General features: G+C 60.6%; 23 protein-coding genes. 8 read left to right on the top strand and 15 right to left on the bottom strand.

Annotated elements, in window-relative coordinates; translation table 11 throughout:
- Window positions 1-22 precede the first annotated feature (22 nt).
- The 7 genes from EN807_RS18415 to EN807_RS18385 form a co-directional block, all read right to left on the bottom strand.
- The gene (locus EN807_RS18415; RefSeq protein ID WP_135936143.1) at window positions 23-715 is read right to left on the bottom strand and encodes a class II aldolase/adducin family protein; all 693 of its coding nucleotides are present in this window, start codon (window positions 713-715) and stop codon (window positions 23-25) included.
- Window positions 712-2,172 (bottom strand): FGGY family carbohydrate kinase, encoded by a 1,461-nt coding sequence (locus tag EN807_RS18410; protein ID WP_135936142.1) that lies wholly within the window; start codon window positions 2,170-2,172, stop codon window positions 712-714. Before EN807_RS18410 ends, EN807_RS18415 begins: the two co-directional genes overlap by 4 nt.
- A 4-nt stretch (window positions 2,173-2,176) precedes the next feature.
- Complete coding sequence (locus EN807_RS18405) at window positions 2,177-3,025, bottom strand: sugar phosphate isomerase/epimerase family protein (protein WP_135936141.1); 849 nt, start codon at window positions 3,023-3,025, stop codon at window positions 2,177-2,179.
- 5 nt (window positions 3,026-3,030) lie between these two features.
- Window positions 3,031-4,026: an ABC transporter permease gene (locus tag EN807_RS18400; protein WP_135936140.1), complete on the bottom strand. Its 996-nt coding sequence runs from the start codon at window positions 4,024-4,026 to the stop codon at window positions 3,031-3,033.
- Window positions 4,023-5,024: an ABC transporter permease gene (locus EN807_RS18395; protein WP_127313700.1), complete on the bottom strand. Its 1,002-nt coding sequence runs from the start codon at window positions 5,022-5,024 to the stop codon at window positions 4,023-4,025. Before EN807_RS18395 ends, EN807_RS18400 begins: the two co-directional genes overlap by 4 nt.
- A complete protein-coding gene (locus tag EN807_RS18390; protein WP_135936139.1) occupies window positions 5,017-6,531 on the bottom strand; it encodes a sugar ABC transporter ATP-binding protein in 1,515 nt (504 codons plus the stop codon). Before EN807_RS18390 ends, EN807_RS18395 begins: the two co-directional genes overlap by 8 nt.
- 89 nt (window positions 6,532-6,620) lie before the next feature.
- Window positions 6,621-7,610: an autoinducer 2 ABC transporter substrate-binding protein gene (locus tag EN807_RS18385; protein ID WP_135936138.1), complete on the bottom strand. Its 990-nt coding sequence runs from the start codon at window positions 7,608-7,610 to the stop codon at window positions 6,621-6,623.
- Window positions 7,611-7,819: 209 nt separating this feature from the next.
- Between EN807_RS18385 and EN807_RS18380 the strand changes: the two genes are divergently transcribed.
- Window positions 7,820-8,878, top strand: coding sequence for a LacI family DNA-binding transcriptional regulator (locus EN807_RS18380; RefSeq protein ID WP_135936137.1), 1,059 nt, complete (start codon window positions 7,820-7,822; stop codon window positions 8,876-8,878).
- A gap of 114 nt (window positions 8,879-8,992) precedes the next feature.
- On the opposite strand, the gene EN807_RS18375 is transcribed toward EN807_RS18380, so the two are convergent.
- Entirely contained in the window at window positions 8,993-9,637 is a 645-nt protein-coding gene (locus EN807_RS18375) for a hypothetical protein (protein WP_135936136.1), read from the bottom strand.
- Between the two features lie 249 nt (window positions 9,638-9,886).
- On the opposite strand from EN807_RS18375, the gene EN807_RS18370 reads away from it, so the two are divergent.
- Window positions 9,887-11,362 carry an FAD-dependent oxidoreductase gene (locus EN807_RS18370; RefSeq protein ID WP_135936135.1) on the top strand — a complete coding sequence of 492 codons (1,476 nt, stop codon included), beginning with the start codon at window positions 9,887-9,889 and terminating at the stop codon, window positions 11,360-11,362.
- Window positions 11,363-11,391: 29 nt separating this feature from the next.
- Here the strand turns inward: EN807_RS18370 and EN807_RS18365 are convergent, their stop codons facing one another.
- The 5 genes from EN807_RS18365 to EN807_RS18340 form a co-directional block, all read right to left on the bottom strand.
- Window positions 11,392-11,856: a YbhB/YbcL family Raf kinase inhibitor-like protein gene (locus EN807_RS18365; protein ID WP_135936134.1), complete on the bottom strand. Its 465-nt coding sequence runs from the start codon at window positions 11,854-11,856 to the stop codon at window positions 11,392-11,394.
- A gap of 52 nt (window positions 11,857-11,908) precedes the next feature.
- A complete protein-coding gene (locus EN807_RS18360; protein ID WP_135936133.1) occupies window positions 11,909-12,346 on the bottom strand; it encodes a DUF2267 domain-containing protein in 438 nt (145 codons plus the stop codon).
- Between the two features lie 158 nt (window positions 12,347-12,504).
- Window positions 12,505-13,857: a Do family serine endopeptidase gene (locus EN807_RS18355; protein WP_246684202.1), complete on the bottom strand. Its 1,353-nt coding sequence runs from the start codon at window positions 13,855-13,857 to the stop codon at window positions 12,505-12,507.
- 117 nt (window positions 13,858-13,974) lie between these two features.
- Window positions 13,975-14,181: a sugar phosphorylase gene (locus EN807_RS18350; protein WP_135936131.1), complete on the bottom strand. Its 207-nt coding sequence runs from the start codon at window positions 14,179-14,181 to the stop codon at window positions 13,975-13,977.
- A 553-nt stretch (window positions 14,182-14,734) separates the two neighbouring features.
- Window positions 14,735-15,166: a hypothetical protein gene (locus EN807_RS18340; protein WP_135936130.1), complete on the bottom strand. Its 432-nt coding sequence runs from the start codon at window positions 15,164-15,166 to the stop codon at window positions 14,735-14,737.
- A gap of 170 nt (window positions 15,167-15,336) precedes the next feature.
- On the opposite strand from EN807_RS18340, the gene EN807_RS36650 reads away from it, so the two are divergent.
- From EN807_RS36650 to EN807_RS18320, 4 genes are all read left to right on the top strand, one after another.
- The gene (locus EN807_RS36650) at window positions 15,337-15,519 is read left to right on the top strand and encodes a hypothetical protein (protein ID WP_127313712.1); all 183 of its coding nucleotides are present in this window, start codon (window positions 15,337-15,339) and stop codon (window positions 15,517-15,519) included.
- 8 nt (window positions 15,520-15,527) lie between these two features.
- Window positions 15,528-15,749, top strand: coding sequence for a hypothetical protein (locus EN807_RS36645; RefSeq protein ID WP_135936129.1), 222 nt, complete (start codon window positions 15,528-15,530; stop codon window positions 15,747-15,749).
- Window positions 15,750-16,103: 354 nt separating this feature from the next.
- Window positions 16,104-16,268, top strand: coding sequence for a DUF3309 family protein (locus EN807_RS18325; protein ID WP_065007862.1), 165 nt, complete (start codon window positions 16,104-16,106; stop codon window positions 16,266-16,268).
- A gap of 171 nt (window positions 16,269-16,439) precedes the next feature.
- Window positions 16,440-17,846: a PAS domain S-box protein gene (locus EN807_RS18320; RefSeq protein WP_246684200.1), complete on the top strand. Its 1,407-nt coding sequence runs from the start codon at window positions 16,440-16,442 to the stop codon at window positions 17,844-17,846.
- Between the two features lie 53 nt (window positions 17,847-17,899).
- On the opposite strand, the gene EN807_RS18315 is transcribed toward EN807_RS18320, so the two are convergent.
- Window positions 17,900-18,241, bottom strand: a complete 342-nt coding sequence (locus tag EN807_RS18315) for a hypothetical protein (protein ID WP_135936128.1) — start codon at window positions 18,239-18,241, stop codon at window positions 17,900-17,902.
- A 250-nt stretch (window positions 18,242-18,491) separates the two neighbouring features.
- On the opposite strand from EN807_RS18315, the gene EN807_RS18310 reads away from it, so the two are divergent.
- Together EN807_RS18310 and EN807_RS18305 are read left to right on the top strand one after the other, a co-directional pair.
- Window positions 18,492-18,731: a hypothetical protein gene (locus tag EN807_RS18310; RefSeq protein WP_127313715.1), complete on the top strand. Its 240-nt coding sequence runs from the start codon at window positions 18,492-18,494 to the stop codon at window positions 18,729-18,731.
- 189 nt (window positions 18,732-18,920) lie between these two features.
- Window positions 18,921-19,337: an HD domain-containing protein gene (locus tag EN807_RS18305; protein ID WP_135936127.1), complete on the top strand. Its 417-nt coding sequence runs from the start codon at window positions 18,921-18,923 to the stop codon at window positions 19,335-19,337.
- Between the two features lie 55 nt (window positions 19,338-19,392).
- Here EN807_RS18305 and EN807_RS18300 read toward each other — a convergent pair whose 3' ends face one another.
- Window positions 19,393-19,803 (bottom strand): DUF427 domain-containing protein, encoded by a 411-nt coding sequence (locus EN807_RS18300; RefSeq protein ID WP_135936126.1) that lies wholly within the window; start codon window positions 19,801-19,803, stop codon window positions 19,393-19,395.
- Between the last annotated feature and the right edge of the window lie 12 nt (window positions 19,804-19,815).

Here is a 19,815-nt window from a genome sequence, read left to right as displayed (position 1 = left end):
ACCAAAATCTGCCGGAGCAGCGCTAGACCGCAGCGTCGCGCGGCCGTGCCAAATCGTTCGTTCCCTCCGGATCCGGCGCTTGGCCATAGCTCATCTTCTTCATCTGCTCGATCACCCGCGCCATCTCCTCGTCGGCAAGGACCGGCGGCTCTCCAAGTGTAAGCGCCTGGACATACATGCGCGAAAGGGTTTCGACCTCGTTCGCCAGCCACAACGCCGCTTCCATGGTCTTGCCGAGCGAAATTTGGCCGTGCTGGCCGAGCAAGCAGGCGAAGCGATCCTTGAGTGCAACCAAGGCATTGTCGGACAAGGCCTGCGTGCCAAAGGTTGCGTATTCCGCGCAGCGGATCGTCGTACCGCCAGCCACTCCTGTCATATAGTGGAAGCTCGGGATCGTCTTGTGATGGCAGGCCAGCGTCGTGGCGTAGAGCGAGTGGCAATGCAGCACGACGTTGATCTCCTGCCGCTCCCTCAAAATGTCACGGTGGAAGCGCCACTCCGAGGAGGGCCGTCGGCCGACATAGGTGCCGTCAAAGCCCATCTCGACGATGTCTTCGGGCCTCATCGTTTCGTAGGGCAGCGACGAGGGCGTGATCAGGAAACCGTCGCTGCAGCGCAGCGACAGGTTGCCGGCATTGCCCTGGTTGATACCGCTGGAGTTCATCCGGCGGCAAACATCCACCATCTCGCGGCGCAGAGCGCTGTCATCGGTCATCGATCGTTCCTTTTGCTGGTCTTGCCCTGTTGCAAGTTGTTTCGCTTCGCCAGTTCGCGCCACCGCTGTGCATAGGCTGCGAGCGCTTCACGGTCGCCGGCAAAGGCGGTCGGCCGGCTGAGTGCGATGGGAGCCGGCGTGTCACGAGTTTCATGTTCGCCAAGTAACGCCGCACCCGAAGCGGTGCCATAGGCGTCGAGGTTGTAGACCGTTTCGGCGTTTGGCCGCAGCGCGGCAACCAGCGTGGCGTAGAGCGGATCCCTCAGGAAGGTGCCATCCAATGCAACCAGCCCGTCTTCGTTCAGCTCATCGATACAGTCGGTCGTCAGCAGCGCGGCATAGAGCACTGCGAGTGCCTTGCGCTCGGCAGGGGTTTCTGCAGGCGGCCCTTCAAACCGACCGCGCCCAGCGCTGCCGGGAAACAGGCCGTCATCGTCGCCGAACGACGGCAAGGCGAATGTGCCGCGCTCAATCAACAAGCTGACCAGCGCAGCGTCGGCCGCAGTTTCTTCTTGCCCCTGTCCTGCCACATGACTGAACTCTCGTCCGCCCATGGTCAAAACGCCGCCGACCGGGCGTCCCGTCACGTCGCTGTTCAGCACCATTCCGCGGTTTTCATCGAGTTGGTCGAGAGGTGTCGCCGCGCACATTCCGACAATCCAGGTTCCGGTAGAGATCACGCAGGCGTCGCGCATGCCTGCCGCCTGGTAGCGGTAGAGGTTCAGGCTGCTGTCGTGGCCGCCGGTCAGGACAGACAGCTTTTCCGGTATGCCGTGCCGGCGCGCCAGATCGTGCCGGATTGGTCCTAACGTCCCCCAGGCCGGATGGAATGGTGGCATGAGGCGCTGCCATCCCTGCCCCGCGACAATGGGCGACCACTGCTTGCGCACATTGTTCCATAGATGCGATTGCGCCGAGAGGATCGTCGTTTCGGCCGATGGCACGCCTGACAGCCGCCAGGCCCAATATTGCGGCAAGCCCAGATACCAGCGAGCCTGAGCGACGCGCTCCGCATCAACCTGCTGCATCCAGTACAGCTGGCGCGCCTGGTGGGCGGCCTTTAGCATGATCGCGCTGCCGCGATCGAAGAAATCGCCCGAAAGCGGCGCGTAGCCATCGCGAATTGCGGGCGGCAGATCCTGCTCGTAGTCAATCATCGGCAGGGCGGACGTCTCGTCGGGATCTGCGTTCACCAGAACTCCCGCGGAGCCATGTCCGGTGCCGACCACCTTTTCCAGCGGATGATGACGGCACAAGCTGGCAAGCGAGCCGAACAGCCAGTCGCTAATGCCCTTGAGATCGTGCTGCCGCCAAGGTGGACCGGACCGCACTTCGTTGTGGACAGAGAGGCTCTCCACGAGCACGCCGTCGAGCGTCATCGCGGAGAGCTTGATATTGGTCTTCCCGACATCGAAGACGGCGATCCTCGCGCCGTCCGCCTTCTGCCCGTCACCCATCGTGTCAGATCAAACCATATTGGCGAGCCTTGTTGCGCAGGAACGGCAAGCCATTGCCCATCACCTCGGCCTCATCCTTCGCGACCGGGCGCCAGACCGAGAGACCGTAGGAGACTTCCGGCGGCATGTTGATGAAGCTTTCCATGGCAAGTCCGCCCTTGAAACCGATCGCCGCCAGCGTTGCGTAAATCTCGTCCCAGGGGCAGTTGCCAGTGCCTGGTGTGCCGCGATCGCTCTCGGACAAGTGGATGTACTTCAGGTGATCGCGGGCGGCCAGAATGCCATTGGCTGCCCCCTTCTCCTCGATGTTCATATGGTAGGTGTCGAGATGAACAAAGATGTTGTCGGCCCCGATTTTCTCGACCATCCAGGCGGCCTGCGCGCCGGTGTTGATCAAATGGTTCTCGTAGCGGTTCACGGCCTCGATTCCGAGTTCGATGCCGCGCTTCTTGGCGTGCTTGGCGGCGACGGTCAGCACATGCGCGATGTTGTCGTATTCCTTCTCGGTCGGTGGCACGCCGGTGCGTTCGCCGATACCGCCGAAAATCACGCCGGAAAGCGCCAGCGCGCCCATTTCCGCCGACTTGTCGATGGCCTCTTCGAGATGTTCGATGGCGGCATCCGGCCGCACCGAGGCCCAGGCGCGCTCCGGCAGGCCGAGCGAGCAAACGGCAGGAAGATTGTGCTTTTCGAGCAAGGCGCGTGTATGCGCGGCATCGACCGCCGGCGCGTTCAGTAGCGCGATCTCGATAAAGTCCATCCCGTATTTGACCGAAGCCGCGATCGCCTTCTCCGCGCCGGCCCGGTCCCAGTTCATCGTCCACATCGAGGTGTGGACCCCAAAACCATGCATCTAACTCATCCTCTGTTTGTGTTTAGGAATTTGAGGCGCCCGGCAAGCCAGCGCAGGATCATCACCGTGATCATCAAAATACCCCAGACCGCCGTCGCAAGATGCTGGTTTGCGCCCATCAGATTGAGTCCCGAGGACAGAAGCTGGAGCACGACCAGCGCAACGAAGACCGGGATCACTCGACCGAAGCCGCCGAACGGATTGACGCCGCCGAGAAAGCAGGCAAGCACGGTGATCAGCAGGTAAGACTCGCCGTGGCCGACACGCACCGAATTGAAGCGCGCCAGCATGATGATGCCGGCGACCGCGCACATCGCGCCGGACAATGTGTAGACGAGAACCTGCACCTTGCGCGTATTGATACCGGAATAGCGCGTGGCCTCGACATTGGAGCCGATCATGTAGGTGTTGAATCCTAGCTTCATGCGCGTCAGCAAGACATGCCAGATCAGCACGCAGGCGATGAAGATGAGCAACGGTACCGGGATGCCAAAGATCGAACCGTAGCCGATCGCCGCGAAGAAGCCGGGAATGCCGGACACGTCGCCGCCGCGCGTCAGGAATTCGCCGAGACCGCGCAGGAAGATCATCATCGACAGCGAGACCAGGATCGGGTGAGCCTTGGTGTAGGCGATGACGAGCCCCATGATCAGCCCACTCAGTGCTCCGACCGCGATGGCAAGGACCGAGCCAAGGACAAAGGCGCCGATGCCTGCGTCGACCCCTCCCTGGCTTTGCAGTACCCAAGCCAGCGTCAGGCCGGCCATGTTGGCCGTGAAGGTGATGGCCAGGTTCAAGCCGCCGGTCAGGATCGGCAGCAGCATGGCAAGCGTGAGGAGGCCGAGTTCCGGCAGCTGGAAGGCGACCGATCCAAAGGTGGCACGGGAAAAGAAGTTCGGCGCGGCAAAGCCGAACACGACCATGACCGCTACGAACGCGGCGAGCGGGCCTGCCAGTTCGGGGCCGAGCGCGTTGCGGGCGCGTTCAATCAAAACCGTCATGAAGGCACCCGCCGGCTTTTCAGGAACGGCAGCAGGCGTTCGATGCTGGTGTTCGACAGGGTGATGGCGGCAAGAATAATGGCGCCGACGATCATCTTGAACGCGAAAGGCGATACACCCATCAAATTGAGTCCGTTTTGGGTGATCGAGACCAACAGAACGCCCAGAATGCAGCCGAGCACGCTGCCTTTGCCGCCGCCGAGCCGCGCACCGCCAAGGACTACGGCTGCCAGGACGTCGAGTTCGCGCCCATAAAGGGCGTTCGGCACGACTTCCTGTGCGTAATGCGCTTGGACGAGACCGGCGATGCCCGCCATCAGGCCCAGCCAACCGAAGGCGATAAATTGCATGGCACCAATATTGATGCCGAAGCGGCGCGCGCCCTCCGGATTGTCGCCAAATGCGTAGAGCTGGCGCCCAGTGGTGGTGCGCGTGATCAATGTCCAGGTAGCGAACACGCAGACGGCCATAATGAGCACAGGTAGGGTGATTTCCGCCCAGCTGCCGTCAGCCATCTCTCGCTCGAACAGCACGACACGGTTGGTGAGCCAGTCCGGAAGATTGTAGATCGACACGCCGCCTGTGAAGAACATCAGCAAGCCGAAGAAAATGTTGAATGTCGAGATCGTGGCGACGATCGAAATGATTCTGAACCCGTGGATCAGGAAGGCGTTGATGCAGCCCAACGCGACGCCCAATGCGCCAGCGATGATGACGCCGATAATCCAATTGCCGCCGCCGACCCAGCCGAGGACGGTCGCCGTCAGATATTGCACAACGGAGGCAGCAACCGCGAAGGAAATGTCAATGCCGCCAGCGACCAGCACGACGAGCAGGCCGACGGCGAAAATGATGTTGACCGAGCTGGTGTTCAGAAGGTCAAACGCGTTGCCGAGGGTGAAGAACCGGTCTGTGGCGAACGAAAGGAAGACGCAGATGACTGCGATAACGGCGAGCAAAGCCAGTTCCGTTGCGTGGGAGCGGACAAACCTACGCATAGACCGCCTCCTCGATCGCCTGGAGGGTCGTAGCGCCCGGTGCATATTCGCCGACAATGCGCCCCTGAGCCATGTGCAGCACACGGTCCGCGTTAAAATAGACTTCAGGCACCTCGTCCGAGATCAGGATAATGGCCAGGCCGCTGTCTGCGAGCTTGGAAACAATGTCGAAAATGCCGGCTCGCGCGCCGACATCGACGCCGACTGTCGGTGCGTCGAGGATAAGCAGCTTCGGATCGGTCGCCAGCCATTTTGCAATGGCGACACGTTGCTGATTTCCCCCTGACAGGGTCGAGATCGCGTCGTCCTGCTTTCCGATCCTGACGCCGAGATCCCTTATCCAGCGATTGACCAGAGATCGCTTGCGATCGCTCGAAATGAAACCGCCCGAAAGGATCTTGTCTAGCGAGGCGATGACCATGTTGTCGGCGATTGCCTGGGGCTGAATGAGGCCGAGCGACAGCCGGTCTTCCGAAAGATAGGCGACGCCGGCGGCGATCGCGTCACGGTTTGAACCGAAGCGAACGGGTTTGCCATCAAGGACGACAGAGCCCGATTTCGGCTTGCGCATGCCAAACAATGTCAGCGCCAGCTCGGTGCGCCCTGCCCCGAGCAACCCGGTGATGCCGAGCGTCTCGCCGCGCCGGACCGCCAAGGACACATCCTGGAATTCGCCGGGCCGCGAAAGCCCCTTAACCTCAAGCATGACCGGGCTCTTGCTCAAATCCCGATGCAGGACGGAATAGTCGAAGGTCTTGCCCGTCATCAGCTCGGTGATGCGCGATTGGGTCAGGCCTTTGGTTGGATAGACGCCTACCAGGGAGCCGTCGCGCAGCACGGTGACGCGGCTGGAGATTTCAAGAACCTCCGCCAAGCGATGACTGACGAACACAACGGCGACGCCCGACGCCGACAGATTGCGCACGATGTCCAGCAGATAGTCGGTTTCGGATTGGGTGAGCGACGCCGTCGGCTCGTCCATGAAGACGAGCTTCGCCTCGCCGACGAGGGCGCGCGCGATTGCTACGATCTGCCGTTGTGCGATGGGAAAATGGTGGAGTGCTAAATCGACATCGAGGGTAACACCAAGACGTTGCAGGGCGTTGGTCGCGACACGGCGCATTTCGGCATAGTTCACCAGCCGCGGCCAGCGGCCGATGACAGTCTGGAACGCGATGTTCTCGGCGACAGTCATCTCGGGAAACAGGGCGAGGTCCTGCCAGATGACCTGAATCCCGCCGGCCTGCGCCGTAACCGGCGACATATGGGAGTAGCTCTGGCCATCATAGTCGATCACGGCGCCCGCCTCGGGCTTGTACACGCCCGTAATGACCTTGATCAGCGTGCTCTTGCCGGAGCCGTTCTCGCCGGCGAGGCAATGCACCTCGCCCGGCAGCACCTCAAAGCTGACATTCTTCAGCGCCTTCACGCCGCCGAACGTCATGTTGATGTTGCGGAGCGACAGCAGCGGCCGTGACGCGGCGCCATCGAGTGCCTGATCAGCCATCGAGTTGAAACCCTGGACCCAATCGCGTTGACAAATCCTGCAGCCGGGCCGGCTCGACGCCGGCCCGGCTGCCGTAGCCTTGGAAGGCTTTACAGGCCCATCGCCGCGAGATCGTCGACAGTATCCTTGTTGATGGGGACCAGCTGATCGACGATGATGTTACGGTTTTCGAAGTCGGGCTTGACTGTCCCTAGCCCTTCGATCGTATCGCCGTCCTTGATCTCGTTGCCCTTCATGAGATGGTCGGCCAGCGTGACGAAAACCTCGCCCGCCTGCTTCGGATTCCACATGAAGCCACCGGAGATCGCGTCGTTCTTGATGAGCTTCTGGCCCTGGCCTGGCGAGAACGGGCCGAGCACGAATATTTCCCCCACCTTCCGCCGCTCTTCGATTGCGCGGCCAGCGCCGATCGGGCCCTGGCTGCCGAAGGCGAGGAAGCCCCTCAAGCCGGGATTGGCGGAAATAAGGTCAAGCGCAGTGCTGCGGCTCTTGTCGACATCCTCGGCGACGCCATAACGTTCGCCGACAAGTTTCATGTCGGGATTGTTCTTCTTCAGATACTCGATTGCAGCATCGGCCCAGGCATTGTGCAGCGGCACCGTCAGCGAGCCGACGAAGACTGCATACTCACCCTTGCCGCCCATCTTTTCCGCCAGGAGCTTGGCATGAGCTTCGCCGAAGCCCGTCGCGGAAGCGAGTTCGAAGTCCCAGTCGGCGCCCTTCTGACCAGGCGATTCATGCGTGATGACGATGATGCCGGCGTCCTTGGCCTTCTGCAGCACTGGCTCAAGCACTTTCGCGTCATTCGGCACGACGCCGATGACCTTGACGCCCTGGGCGATCAGATCCTCGATGGCGCGAACTTGCAGTGCCGGATCAGCGCTGGTTGGGCCAACCATGAATGCGTCGACGCCGAGCTTCTGGCCGCGCTCCTTGATACCGGCCTCCATAGCGTTGAACCACGGAATGCCGCCGATCTTTACGACGACGCCGACCTTGCCGGCCTGCTGTGCCATCGCAGCGAATGATCCGCCAAGCATAAGGGTCGCGGCAAGCGCCGCAATCATGAGCTTTTTCATCTGTACTCCTCCCATAACGTTCCTAGTGGGAACACACTCGAGGCGTCGAACGACGGCGGCCGTTAGAAACCTCCCCGAAAAACACGGGCACTTCCCCATCGATTATCCACCGGTTTCCGCTTGCACAATCGATGGTGCAGAAACTATTATGCATCGAGAAGCTCTCGTCAAGCGGGATATTTGCTCTAAAAAGACGCGCGGGAGGCCAGATGGATCAGCGGGTCAAGAAAAAGGCGACGATCTATGACCTGTCCGTGCTATCGGGCAGTTCGCCGTCGACCGTGAGCGCCGTGCTGAACGGCACTTGGCGCAAGCGCCGCATCAAGGAAACTACGGCGCAAACAATTCTCAGCCTCGCCGAACTCCACCAGTACACCACCAATCTGCAGGCGCGAGGCTTGCGACGCTCGCGATCGGGCCTGGTCGGCCTGATGCTGCCCGTCCACGACAATCGCTACTTCTCCTCCATGGCGCAGACGTTTGAGGGGCATGTGCGCAGCCGCGGTCAATGCCCGGTAGTGGTTAGCGCCAGCCGCGACCCGGACGAGGAACGGCGGACCGCGGAGACGCTGATCTCCTATTCAATCGACCAGCTCTTCATCGTCGGCGCCACCGACCCGGACGGCGTCCACGAGGTCTGCGAACCGGCGGGGCTGAGGCATATCAACATCGACCTGCCGGGAGCGAAGGCGCATTCGGTGATCAGCGATAATTATGAGGGCGCGCGCATGCTGACGGAAGCAATCATCCGCCGCTTCGGCAACGACGATCCTCTGCGGCCGGACGAGCTGTTTCTGTTTGGCGGCCGCAACGACCACGCCAGCCGCGAACGCATCGCCGCTTTCCATGCGACCAAGAAGGCGCTGCTGGGCGCCGATCCTGATGACGGTGTGCAGTCCTCCGGGTATTCGCCTGATATAACTTTGCGCGCCTTCGAGGCGTATTACCAACGACATGGCAAGCTGCCGCGCGCGCTGTTCATCAATTCGTCGATCAATATGGAAGGTCTGCTGCGTTTCATGGCGGGCCGGCCGGCAGAAATGTTCAGCGAGCTCGTCGTCGGTTGCTACGACTATGATCCATTCGGCTCGTTCCTGCCCTTCCCGGTAATCATGGTGCGGCAGAATGTTGAGGCGATGATCACGAAGGCATTCGAGCTGATGGATGAACCGCCGACGGCACCGCAGACCTTCCTGATTGCGCCAGAGTTGATCCAGCCCAGGTCTGCACTGAAAGGGCCGCTGGACACTCTGAAGGATATAGCCTGAGGGTGAATAGGCGCTATAGGCGACCCCGCCGACCTCACGAGAGTGTCGCCGTCCTCACCGTGAGCCAACAAGGTGGGCGCGCAGTCGCCTGAAAAAGGTCTATTAGCACCGAGCTTAGAAGCGATAACGGATTCCAAGAGCGTTCGCATTAGAACCCTCCTTCATATCGCCAATTGTGCCGTCGGCGCCGGATCTATGGTGGAGCTGATAGACAAGTTCGACATTGGGAGCTTGCCTGACTCTGAAAGAAAGCTCCGCACCAACGAAGCCGAGGAATGATGCATCGCCATCGTAGCGGATCTCGCGATCGCGCTCGATCTCGGTAGGGCCTGTAACGGCACTAAATCCAGCGGTCAGTGCGGGCGCAATCGCCAAATCACCAATGACAAGACCTTGGTGGCGAAGTCGCGCTCCGGCCCAAAATTCGCCAGACGTATCGTCGTCCTGGCCAAATCTTATGGCCGCGCCGGTGACGCCACCAAGAACGAAACCAGCGCCTATATCGACGAGATCGCGACCGTATGCAGCTCCGATCATATAGTTGTCCGTGTAGTCGGCACCAAAAACATTGATCGTGTCCCCGAAGGCCCCGCTCGCAAACACGCCACCAAAGACATAAACATCATTCTTGGTCGGCAGACCGTCTGTGAAAGGGTCTTGGGTCGCAAAATAAATAAAGGGAGAAATGTCATCGGCGAGTCCAGAACTGACTGAAGTGCTCAAGATCACCGCAGCCAGGGCCGCTTGCAGTGCGTGCATAGACAAGCTCCGAATCACTCCATGCCATTGTTCGCAATTGCACAGGGTAAAACAAGGTACGAATTGGTTTATCGCCAGAATATCGGATGCGGATCATCCTATACCTCGAACTCTTCTTTGGGCTATGCCAAGCGGCTTGCGACAACTGCCTCAGGCAACCCGATGGTGCGCGCCGTAAATCCGGGAACGTTTTCGCGTCGGCGCGGGTTGTCGATGGAGATGCCTCGAAACGCATGGGATGCCGGTGAAATGGCCAATCTTTCGGGAAAACCGGGAAGCTGTTGGGTGGAGGCAGCCGCCGCTACGAACTATCCCCCGCTCGAGGGCTCGATCCATGCGGAGGCCGTTGTCGTGGGCGCCGGGATTGTCGGGCTCACGACGGCGCTTCGCCTTTGCGAGGCCGGTCGGTCGGTGATCGTCATCGAAGGCCTGCGGACAGGCGGCCAGGTGACCGGCCGCTCGACGGCCAAGATCACGACGCAGCACGCGCTGATCTACCACCATCTCATCTACACCTTCGGCCGGGATCTGGCGCAAGCCTATGCCGATGCGAATTCCGCCGGCGCTGTCCAGATCCGGGAATCGGTTCGCTACTATGGCATTCCCTGCGATCTCGAGGCCAAAGACGCCTATACCTACACCTGTGATGCAAGCCGGCGCGCGGAGATCGTGGCCGAGGCAGAGGCCGCGCGGCAAGTTGGGCTGAACGCCGATAGTCTCGAGCGCGCGCCGCTCCCTTTCGAAACGGCCGCCGCTCTGCGTTTTTCAGACCAGGCGCAGTTCAATCCGGCGATGTATCTGGTTGGTCTGGCTCAAGCGGTGACGGCCCGTGGCGGACGGATTTTCGAAAACAGCCGCGCGATCTCGATCGGAGAGGCAAGCCGCTGGCGCGTCGTCACCGACAGCGGCACCGTTCACGCCGAGCATGTGGTCGTCGCCACCAACATGACTGTGAAGAGCCCCGTCGGTATGGCGAACCGGACCCAGCCGCGCTGCCACACTGCCATGGCGTTTCGGATCAATGACCCTCTCGCTGTCGACGGCATCTTCATCGGCATCGACGATCCAACGCATTCCATCCGCACCGGCCGCGATGCCGAAGGCCCGCTGCTGGTCGCGCTCGGCCCCAAATTCGACACAGGCCAGGACGGCGACGTGGCGAAACGGTTCGTCGAGCTGGAACAATGGGCAAGAATGAGCCTTCCGGTTGGGGACGTTGCGTGGCGCTGGTGTAACGAGGACTATGATACGGCCGATAGAGTTCCGTATGCCGGCGAACCCGATCCGGACAAAGCCTCCGGTTTTCATATTGCCACGGGATTCAACGCCTGGGGCATCACCAACGGAACGGCCGCAGGCATGATGATCGCGGATTTGATCTGCGCTCGGCCGAGCCCATGGCAAAAGCTCTATGATCCGGCGCGGTCTTATCCCGAGGACTTTCATAAGAATGGCCGCAGCCAATCGATTGTCTCAAGCCTCGACGACATCGTGCCCGGCATGGGCGGTGTGGTCGTCAGGGGTGACGAAAAGATCGCGGCGTGGAGAGACACGGAAGGGGTACTCCACCCGGTTTCGGCGACATGCACCCATAAGGGCTGCACCGTGACCTGGAACAACGCGGACAACACCTGGGATTGTCCCTGCCATGGCTCGATTTTCGCCGCCGACGGTTCGGTCATCCATGGCCCGGCTCGAAAACCGCTTGCCCCGGCCGCGCTGTAAAAAAGGCGGCGGACTGACACGACCCGGTGTTACCGTGCGTAGGTTCCGACCAGCTCAGTCTGCTCCAGCGCATGCTTGCGGGCTTCATTCCAGACAGACTGCACGCCCGCCTGTCCCGGCACACTGAGGCTCGGCACGTCGAGCGCGGCCAGCCGGAAATGATAATGATGGACGCCATGTCCCACCGGCGGCTGTGGGCCGTCGTAATAGGCATTGCCGAAATCATTGGTACCTTGCCGAAGTGCCGACGGACCTGGCTTGCCATCTTGCGCCTCGGCTAGCTCGCTGGCATCGGGCGGGATATTGAACACCGCCCAGTGCCCGAAAATACCGCTCGGCGCGTCGGGATCCTGCACGACAAGAACAAGGCTCTTGGCATCATCCGGAACACCGGACCACTTGAGCGGCGGCGAGACGTTCTGGCCGTCGCGGGTATACCTTTCAGGGATTTTCCCGCCCGCAGGGAACGCAGGGCTGATAAGGGTGAGTGGCATTTCCATTTCCCCAACAAGCATTACAGCCGGATTCACGATAATCTGGCGCTATTCACGCCGCTTGCTGAGCTTCCGCGACGCGCCTGATTTCTGCGGGCAAGGATTCCCAAACCTTGATCATCTGCCCTTCTCCCACATGGTGAGCGAGCACCTTGGATACGACCCTGAATGCATCCTTGGAATCGACCGGTCGGGTGAATTCCAGCTCCGCCTTGATTTTGGCCAGAAACTCGTCGAGCGACCGCAACTTCTCGGGCGTCTTGGAAGGCTGATACTGGTCGTAATAGGCGCCGCGCACCAGGATCGGCAGCTGCGAGCCGAGGTGGGCTGCAAGGTCCGGCTGCATGCGGTCCCGCAGCGCGTGGAGCACTGCTCCAAGAACATGCCATGCGATCTGCCGATCCGGTCCCATCTCGGCCATGATCTCGTCGAGCCAGATGTTTGTGGTCTGCAGCGTCTTGTCGAATACGTCGAGTCCGGTGGCGCTCATCGAAGCCTCCTGTTCAACGGTTTGAATGACTCATTAGACGAAACGACTGTGGTCGGCTGTTGTTCCCGTCCCCCAAGCTTAAAGGCCATCTCTCGCGAGGGCGTGTGATCCATCCGGCCAAGCTTTCGCTCAGTGTGCTCCCGTCAAGATTTGGCCCGTCAAGATTTGGCCATAACCACGGCGACGAAAACAGATTGTCCTTGCCTGTTGATGCGGAACAATATGGGCCTGTTCTGCTGGCGCGATTTCGCCCACTCCTCTTGGATATCCGACGGCTGTGTCACATTCCGGTTGTTGGCCGAGACGATCACGTCGCCAGGCTGAAAGCCGTTTTCGGCGGCGAGGCTATTGGGAGCCACTTCTTGCACGAATACGCCTGTGGTGTCCGGCTGGAGTCCGAGCTGCTGGCGCGCCTCATCCGGGATGGGGCTGAGCGACAATCCCAGACGCGGGTCCGCCGTTTCCGACTTTGGAACGGCGCCGGTCTGTCCCTCCTCATCGGCGCGCTGTCCGATGGTCAGAGCTATCTCCTGTTGGCTGCCTGCGCGGTTCCTTGTGAGCGTCGTTTTTGTTCCCGGCGTTTGGCTCGCAACCGCGAGCGTCAGATCGTGGACGCTCTGGATGTCCTTGCCGTCAAAGCGCGTAATCACGTCTCCCGCCTGTATACCCGCCTGCTCTGCCGGACTGCCGGGCTCGACCGAGGCCACGAGCGCTCCCTTGCTGCCGGGTATTCCAAGCGCCTCGGCAATCGAGGGCGTGATCTCCTGGAGACGCACCCCGATGAAACCGCGCTCGATCCTGCCGGTGCGGATCAACTGGTCGACGACGTTACGGGCGGTACGGGATGGTACCGCAAAGCCAATCCCTATGCTGCCACCCGTGGGAGATACGATAGCCGTGTTGACCCCGATCACTTCGCCGCGCGCATTGAACAGGGGACCGCCGGAATTGCCGCGATTGATTGAGGCGTCGGTCTGGAGAAAGTCGTCGTAAGGACCGGCATTGATGTCGCGCGAACGGGCCGAAAGCACGCCGACGGTGACGGTCCCACCGAGCCCGAACGGACTGCCGATCGCGATGGTCCATGCGCCGGGTTGTACTGCATCTGAGTCACCCCAGGCGGTCGTTGTTATGTTGGGCCGTGGGTCGATCTTCAGCACCGCGAGGTCGGTTGCCGCATCGCGGCCGACGAGCCGCGCAGGCAGCGTCTCCTTGTCGGAGAATACGACACGAATTTCGCTTGCATCGGCAACGACATGGTTGTTGGTGACGATGTACCCATCGGGGCTGATCACAAAGCCGGAGCCAAGAGCCTCTCGCACCCGCGGTTGAGCCGGTCCCAGGCCGCGGCCATCGAAAGGACTAAGAAGGTCGTTCAACGTCGCCTGGTCTTGGATAATCTGTCGGGTGGTTATTGCGACCACGGCCGGAATTTTCTCGCGCACGATTCCCGTGAAGTCGTTTGGGATTTCCTGGGCTGCGAGCGGAGCAAAGCCGCCGGCCGAGAGCATCAGAGTTCCGGCGATCAGGCAGGCGCAAAGTCTTTTGTTCAAAACCGGAAACATGGTCTGCGACTGCTCCAGCGTTCAGTGATCAGGCACGCGACAGCTCCAGCACGAGCCAGCGGTTCACCAGCGGATCACGACAACCTTGTCGCTCCCGTTGGCGAGTTCGACAGCTTCGGTGCCGTCCGGCTTGCGGCTTTCAATCCGGGCACTTTCTACTGTTTCTATGCCAGCAATGTTGGCCGCAAAGGCCTCGTCAAGCTCGGCGGCACAGACGAGGGTATCCGGCGGCAGATCCTTCACTTGGTCCATCAACTCGCGAAGCTTCATGTGAACCTCCTTGGCACGGCTACACGCCCGGATTCTTTCGGCCGCACATTCCAACCATGTCCCTCCAGAAAAGTTCCCCGACGAGATTGCGGGAATTTCACACGATGATCTCTGCGCAAGGGTCTCTCGTAGAGCCCGAGAGAACGGTCCTTGAATGCCATACTTTGAAGAAGGGCGATTCGATGTTTGCCATGCTTGGCAATGACCGCGGCGGTAACGCCGAATACGTCGTGGTCAAGGCGACGGAAGCGTCAGCAAAACCGGACGTCTAAGCCTTGTGGAAGCCGCCACCGTGCCGCTTGCCGGCATTACAGCATGGACCGTATGAGGGGGGCCTTGTTCCCTTAAGAGGGCGCTCGAATTGCTTCTCTATACGGTCGCCACGCTCGCCGACAAAGAGCCCGACCGGGCGAGCATGAAATCTTCACCCGGCCGCTCTGAAAGCAGGGCGTCGGCTCCACCCTCCACTGCGTTGCCGGCAATGCCACCAACATCTGGCGGCCAGTCGCTAACGAAAACGATCAAGACTTGTCGTCACCGTTCTGCGCTGGCCTCAATGCACAAACCTTGCCCTCAGCCAAGCCAGAAGTCTGTTGCCGGTAATTGTCCGGCGAACTCTGGCGGCAGCCCATCGCGCTTGCATCGTAGCACCGACGTGGCAGTGACAGACGATGTTGTGCAACTGCCAGTCACTCAGCTCGAAGAAGCGCTTTGCCTCGCCGTAGGTGTCATCTTTCAGACCCATGGCGCGCAGCACCGGATCCTCATAGGCAACGGTGATCGGCGACCCCGCGCCACGCGCTACGGCACGGGCTTCAGGACTGAGATATTCGGTGCCTGAAAGCGCCCCGAGGCAACGCCGTGGATTTTGATCGAGAAGCTTTGCCCAACGCTCGATCCGCTGCGTCCGAGACATGGTCGGGTATGTCGCCGAAGGCTCAACTGTTGCAATTGTCTGCAGTTGGTCGAATGTTTGGTGTTTCATGGTCGGCTCCTTTCAATAGGTCGAAGCGCCCACGCCCTCACAGAAGATTATTGCGCTGCGACGCGCCGACAAGGCCGGAATTGGCAATGTTAGGAGTTTGCCCCTCGCAGGGTTCGTATCAGGAACCTTCTCGGGGGCCTGCTTGTTTTGGCTAGTGAAAGGAGAACGTCATGAGCACAAAACCACCACCCGTTCCGGCAGAGAACCAGAGCCCTAAGGGTCCAGGCGATAAGAAGTCGATTCCCGTCGACCAAACGCAGCACGGCCATTCCGCCCCAAATCCCGACAAACAGGGCCAGCAGGGCAACACGAGGGTCAATACGACCCATCAAGGCTACCAGCAGGACCGTTAGGTGATTTCATGTCCACGTCGAAGAAGACCCGCGCCAGCATCCGCCATGGCGGTCCTGGCGCATCGCACGAGAATGCCAAGAAACCGCTGGGGATAGAAAAGCCGCCAGCCGATTCCGATCAGCGCAGCCGCAGCAAGATCTCAGGCGGCGGAGGCGAACGCGACAGCCACCATACTCATGACTCGGAAAAGAAGGGGGGCGGCACCCGACCGGCACACCAAGGAAGGTGAATCGTATTCACCTCCCGGCGAAGCCTGCGGCCTGGCACCTTGCATTTCTGCTGAAAATGGCGAGGTGCCAAACATCATCAACCGGCTGACTGTGAGCGCCGCCTCGGCAGGCCCGCGTCAGGCACCCTTGCTGTGATTGCCCCTCCAGGCGGTCCGAGGCAGAAAAAGCCTGTCGCCCGCTGGCTCCCGGCCGGCGGGCTTTCTCGTCAGCCTACCGGCTTTTTCCCGCTAGACGAGCGACACGATGCTACTTCCGGTGGAACAGGAAGGCCCTTCTGGGAGTTCATACCGTCATCAACAGGCGCATGGACGTGCCCTTGTATGGCGCGAAGGCGCAAGAATGGGAGAACCACCATGACCCTCGGAACCATACTCATCATCATTTTGATCCTTGTCTTGCTTGGCGGGTTCAGCGGTCTGGGTGGTGGACCGTTCTACGGCACCGGCTATTATGGTGGCGGCGGCCTTGGTCTCGTGCTACTCATCGTCATTATCCTGGTCCTTCTCGGACGAATTTAGTGCCCGCTCGATTTAGGCCGATAACTTCAGGGTGATCCTGTGTCGCGCTAGTACCTTGTCCAGGAATGTGGCGGCTGCAGGCAAAGGGGGCGCACGTGATTGTCCGGACGGAACCGAAATCGCTCAAGTGCATTATAGCCGCTCGGAAATCCCACGAGAATGGCGCCATAAGTGAACTTCGTTGAACAAGCCGATATCGGCCTCGGAGTTCCGGGCATTCCCGCTGCCGATCTGATGCAGGCACTGCCGGTCGCCATCTACACCGTTGATGGGCAGGGACGCATCACCTTCTTCAACGAAGCCGCAGCTGAGCTCTGGGGCCATCGTCCCGTTATCGGTCGGGACTTATGGTGCGGTTCGTGGAAGCTTCGTCATCTCGACGGTCGGGATATGGCACATGACGAGTGTCCGATGGCCGTGGCGCTGCGCGAAGGACGGGATGTCTTGTGGGACCAGGCGATTGCGGAGCGGCCGGACGGCGAACTCGTCCCGTTCAGGGCTCACCCACGCCTGCTTCGCGACGAAGCGGGCAATGTTGTCGGTGCAATCAACACGCTGCTCGACCTGCGCACCCAGACGCTGGGCGATGAAGCCCGCATGCGTCTTGCCGCCATTGTCGAGTCGTCGATGGACGCCATCGTGTCGAAGGACATTAATGGCATCATCACCAGTTGGAACGATGCTGCAGAGCGCTTGTTCGGCTACACGCCTGCCGAGGCGATCGGCCGGCCGGTGACGATGCTCATTCCGCCCGACCGTCTCAACGAGGAAGTCTCGATCATCAGCCGCATCCGCGCCGGCGAACGCGTCCCCTCCTATGAGACGATGCGCCTGCGCAAGGACGGCACGCTCGTTTCGGTCTCGCTCACCGTCTCGCCGATCCGCGACGGGATCGGGCGGGTCGTCGGCGCCTCCAAGATCGCGCGCGACATCAGTTCTCACAAGGAGAACGAGCGGCGCATCCGTCTGCTCATGCGCGAGGTCAATCATCGGGTGAAGAACCAGTTTTCGGTCATCATCTCGATGATCCGCGAGACCAGCAGGCTGACGAGCACACCTGAGGCTTTCCTCGGGCAGGTTCGGGAGCGCATCATGGCGCTTTCGGAATCCCACGATCTCCTGGTCAATGCCGAGTGGCGCGGCGCGACGGTCGGCGAGCTCATCCAGGCACAGCTCAAGGCCTTTGCAGCGCAGTCCCGCGTGTCGATGGCCGGGCCAATGGTGATACTGCAGCCGAACGCCGTCCAGTATCTCGGTATCGCCTTCCACGAACTCGCCACCAATTCGGCAAAACATGGAGCGCTGTCCCGTAGCGGCGGACGCGTCGAAATCGATTGGAATGTGATCCCTGCCGGCGACGGCGCCGACACCTTTCGACTGGTCTGGCATGAGTTGGACGGGCCGATCCTGGACGCTGTCAGGGGGCGCGGCTTCGGAGTGGTCGTTCTCGAGCGGGTGGCGCCGCAGGCACTCAGCGGCAGCGGGCGGCTGGAGTTCCACGAGCAAGGCGTCACCTGGACGCTCGAGGCGCCGCTACCCTTCGTCCAGACGTCTGTCGCGGATAACGCGGCCCTTTGAAAGCGCCCGTGAAGCTGAACCTTCCCGTCCGACCGACTGTGCTGACGCCGGACCTATTGCGTTCGGTCCGGCTGGCGATGATATAGCGAAACAGTCCTGTCCTGCAGAACATCGCAGCCGCCGCTGCCAGGCAGAGCATCGCAATTCACTGAGTGCCGATGGTGGTTATGTGATTCAAGAACTGTGAGGCTGTCGAATTCCATGGCCGCCCCGCAGAACTGGGCCGCTTGCAGTACCAGGCATTCGATGTCTTCAAGCGCGACGTTTTCTGCGAGGTTTCGCAGCCGCACGGCCTCGGCCACCGCGGTGACATTGACCATTCCCTTATAGCGGGCGGCTGCCCTAACTTGCAGGTTAACGTCTTGACACAAATGAGCCGAGTAATCGTATCTCATGGAAAACCCTCTTTTTCAGGAGCGGTTTGTCCCTCGTGGTAAGCATGCGCCATGACGATCCGAATGGCAAGGGGATCAATAAAATTATATCGTGAAATCAATAAGTTAGCATATTGCGCGGACTGTGCAGTCGATGCCTCACAGCAACTGTTAACCTTTCACGCCGACAGCGTATGAACCGGCCTTGACGGGCGATGAGACTCTTCCTAATTTTTAGACAATTACTAACTTTGAGCGGCTGGAGGCAAAAATGGCCGACCTGGAAAGACCCGAACGACTGCAGATCATGCTAAATGCTGACGAATTGGCTGCATTGGAAAACTGGCGCTTCGAAAGGCGCATGCCAAGCCGGTCGGCGGCGGTGAGAGAGTTGCTGCGGCGCGGTCTTCATGCAGACGGATTTTTGACGGCAGCACAAGGTGCCAAGTCACAGGATTTTGGGATTCTGCCCAGTTCCGGGATTGTCGATGGACCGTCCGACGGCGGCTAGCCGTCTCGAACTGTCGCTCAAGGCTAGCAACCTATAACGTCCTTCCGACGTGCCGGAGCCTTGCCCGCGCTCTGGAACCTCAGGCAATCGTCGCGCGTTCGGTGACACGGGCTACCTTGCCTTGAGGCACGTTGTGCACCGGAGCAAAGGCCGGTTGCATCAATACACAGGCCAGCAAGGATCGAAGCAGTGAGCGTGCTCTACCGCGCGGCAAAAATCGCCGAACAGGCTCATGCCGGGCAGACGGACAAGACCGGACGGCCCTATATCGAACATTGCCGCCGGATCGTTGATGCCGTCGAAACGCTCGACCAAAAGGCCGTTGCCTACCTTCACGATGTTCTTGAGAAAAGCGACGGTTGGGACCGCGATCGGCTCGAGGCGGCTGGTTTTGGAACATCCATCGTGTCGGCAGTCGATGCCATGACACGCAGGCCGGACGAGGACGACCTCGCTTTCGTGCGCAGAGCAGCATCCAACCCGTTGGCGCTGCCGGTCAAGCGCGCAGATCTCGCCGACAATCTGTGGCAGGCACGGCAGATTGGCGCGCCGACGTCGAAGTACGAAGACGGACTGCGGGTCCTCGACGAAAGATTCTCCGAATGAGGGAAAGATTGCCGCCTGCGGCGTTACCCGCCGATGTGGAAATTCAAGCGCCACTCTATTCGGGGAGGTGAGGCGTGTGTCGCTTGTCCTCGGCAGGATCGGCATCGATCCGCGCCTTGTCGGGATCGAAGGCGCCATGGCGGGCGATGGCTGATGCCGGGGTGTCGGGCGTCTCGTAGGCCCACATGAAGTCGTCAGCCGCTCCGCCGACCGCGTGAACCCGCCAGTAACTTGCTGTGCCCTTCAGCGGGGAGCGCGTTGTGGTGTTCGTCTTCTCCAGAAGCTCGAAATAGATATCCTCGAAAGGGATGTAGAAAACGGGATCGTGTCCATCTTCATGAAGCACTTTTGCCCGCTCGGTTGAGGCAACAATCGCGTCGGAGAACCTGACCGTCACGGTTCCATTGAACGGGGTGACTGTAAGCGCGCCGGGGTGGCGAGCGGAATTTGCGGCTGAGGGCTGCATTCGACTTCTCCG

Origin of the sequence: Mesorhizobium sp. M5C.F.Ca.ET.164.01.1.1 (assembly GCF_004792125.1) — a bacterium.
Classification (GTDB): domain Bacteria; phylum Pseudomonadota; class Alphaproteobacteria; order Rhizobiales; family Rhizobiaceae; genus Mesorhizobium; species Mesorhizobium wenxiniae.
Note: the sequence above shows the minus strand (reverse complement) of the source record. Positions and strands in the feature narration are given on the sequence as shown.